We start from the raw sequence: 2,689 nt of genomic DNA on the forward strand, positions 1-2,689 counted from the left end.
GCCGCCGCCCGGCCGCACCCGTGTCAGCGGGTCATTCCCGGGCGTCGCCGGCCGCGCAGCGGTAGAGCGCGCCGCCGACCCCGCCGTCCGGCCCGCCCCGCCCCGGGCCCCCGCGCGGCGCGGAGCCGCCCGCGGCGGGGTCCTGCCCGCCGTAGTCCGCGGCGGGGACGCGCGCGCAGTGGGCGGCCACCCAGGCGGCGATCCGGCCCGTGGTCCCGACTCCCGGAACGATTCCGCCGCCGCCGGGCCGCGTCAGCACCAGCCGCACCCTGCCCTCGCCGACCAGCCGGGTGAACTCCTTCAGCGTGGGGTCCGGGACCGCGCCGGAGAACCCGCCCATGGGCAGCACCTTCTGACCGGTCGCCAGGATGAACGGTTCCGCCGCCATCCAGTTCGTGGTGGTCAGCGGGTACTCGGCGCCGCCCCGGTGCCGTTCGACGTAGGCCCACAGCCGGCGCTGCGCGTCCGTGAGCGAGGCGGTCGCCCGCAGCCCGAACAGGTCCGCGGACGGGCCCGCGCTCGCCTCGATGGCCCAGCCGCCGTACCGGGTGTCGAGGACCGAGGCGGACCAGGCGGCCGGGGCGGCGAACGCGCCCGCCACGCCGGCCAGCAGGCCGACGGCGGTCAGCCGGGCGCGGGTACGGGCGGCCAGTCGGCCCAGTGCCAGGACGGCGGCGCCGGCCGCCCCAGCGCCCAGCGCGAGCCACCGCAGCCACGGCAGGAAGTCCGCGTGGTACGACCACAGCCAGCAGGCCCACCCGGCCTGGGCCGCGACGGCCGCGGGCAGCGCCCAGGCGTCCCGGCGCCCGTCGCGGTACGCCCGCCACATCAGCACCGCCCCGGCGCCGGTCAGCGCCGCGAGCGGCGGGGCCAGGGTGGCCAGGTAGGCGGCGTGCGGGATGCCGGACATCTTGCTGAAGACCAGGCCGACCACCAGCAGCCACGAGCCCCAGGCCACGAAGCCGGTCCGCAGGGTGTCGGTGCGTCCGGCGCGCCGCCGCCCGTACAGGCCCAGGGCCGTGCCGATCAGCGCGAACGGCAGCGTCCACAGGATCTGCGGGCCGAACCTGAGCCCGAAGAGCTTCGTCCATCCGGTGTCGCCCTGGTCGCGGGCCGGGCCGTGGTGGCGCTGCCGCCCGCCTCCCTTCCCGGACGCGGCCGGCGGTGCCCCGGCGCCGCCCGCCGGCGCGCCGTGCGCCGTGGCGCCCCGGGACGCCGGGGCCTGGGACGCCGCGCCGGACGCCGCGCCCGACCCCGTGCCGGAGGCCGCCGAGCCGTGCGCACCGGACGCGTGCGGCCCGCCGGACCCTGCCGCGGACTTCCCGCCCGCGCCCGCGAGGAAGTCGGGGAGGGCGCCGGGCAGGTCGACGCCGAAGCGGCTGAGGCCGTTGTAGCCGAAGACCATGGCGAAGGCGCTGTTGTCGGTGCTGCCGTCGGCGTAGGGCCGGGCGTGAGCGGGCACGGCGGTCATCAGCGCGACCCAGGACAGGGACACCGCCAGGCACGCGGCCCCGGCGGTCAGCACGTGCCGGGCGCGGCGGGCCAGGGCGCCGGGGGCGCACAGCAGGTAGCAGACGGCGAACCCGGGCAGCACCAGCCAGGCCTGCATCATCTTCGCCTGGAACCCCACCCCCACCCACACTCCGGCCCACACCAGCGACCGCAGCCGGCCGCCGGTGACGGCCACCTGGAAGCGGTCCGCGGCCAGCACCAGGCACATCGTCAGCGCCCCGTCCTCCATCGCGTGCCCGAACATCGACGCGCAGATGGGCGTGCAGGCGAACACCGCGGCGGCGGCCAGGCCCGCGGCCGGTCCGGCCCACCGGCGCACCATCCGGTAGGTCACCAGCACGCACACCACGCCCTCCACGCACTGCGGCAGCGTCAGCGCCCAGGCGTGGAACCCGAACACCCGCGCGCACAGCGCCTGCGGCACGAACGAGCCCGCGATCTTGTCCGGTGTGATCGTCGCCCCTGGATCGAACGCCCCGAACAGCAGCGCCCGCCAGCTCACCGACATGCTGCGCGCCGAGGCCGCGTAGTACGGCGCCAGCCCCGACGAGGTGATGTTCCACGCGTACAGCAGCGCCGCGAGTCCCGCCGTCACCAGCAGCCCCGGCCGCGCCCACCCCGGCTGCCCCGCCGGCGAACGCCACACCTCCCATCTCCCGCGCGGCCGGGCCGGTCCCCCGGCCGGGGCGGACGCGGAGACGGGCTCGGAGCGGATCGGCTGCCTGGTGGTGTCGGCACTGGATGTCATGACTTCCTTTGTACGAGGCGGCAGTTGACGTGCCGCGGGCGGGGCCCCGGAAGGGCGAAGGGCGGCTGGACCACCCTTGCCCCCGCGTCTGAGTGCTGACGGAGAGAAAGCTGAGAAACGCCTGTGAATCGCGGAGGACCGGGAACCGCCCGCTCGCGTCCGCCGTCCGTCCGCGCCTCGTCCGCGGGGCCTCCGCGACGCCGCCGGGCCGGCGCGGCGGATCCCGGTCGCGGCCCCTCCGCGCCGGTGCGGTAATTTGCCGTATTTATCCGTATTGGGTAATTTTTGGGTGGTGGAGTGTGGAACGACGGCCCGCGCGGGCTTCGGCGAGACGCGCGGACGCGTCCGATGACCCGGGCCGCCGCGGACGCCGGGGCCCGGCCCGGCCGGGCCCGCGTCGCCGACCCGCATGCCGCCCCGGCCGTCGCC

General features: G+C 77.4%; 1 protein-coding gene. It reads right to left on the reverse strand.

Features of this window, described 5'->3' with window-relative positions:
• Window positions 1-31 precede the first annotated feature (31 nt).
• Window positions 32-2,260 carry a glycosyltransferase family 39 protein gene (locus RKE29_RS29170; protein ID WP_312008715.1) on the reverse strand — a complete coding sequence of 743 codons (2,229 nt, stop codon included), beginning with the start codon at window positions 2,258-2,260 and terminating at the stop codon, window positions 32-34.
• Window positions 2,261-2,689 lie beyond the last annotated feature (429 nt).

Source organism: Streptomyces sp. B1866 (assembly GCF_031932565.1).
Lineage (GTDB): Bacteria > Actinomycetota > Actinomycetes > Streptomycetales > Streptomycetaceae > Streptomyces.

Coding starts and splice junctions, on each gene's coding strand:
- RKE29_RS29170 (WP_312008715.1), bottom strand. CDS start 2,260: ATGACATCCAGTGCCGACACCACCAGGCAGCCGATCCGCTCCGAGCCC.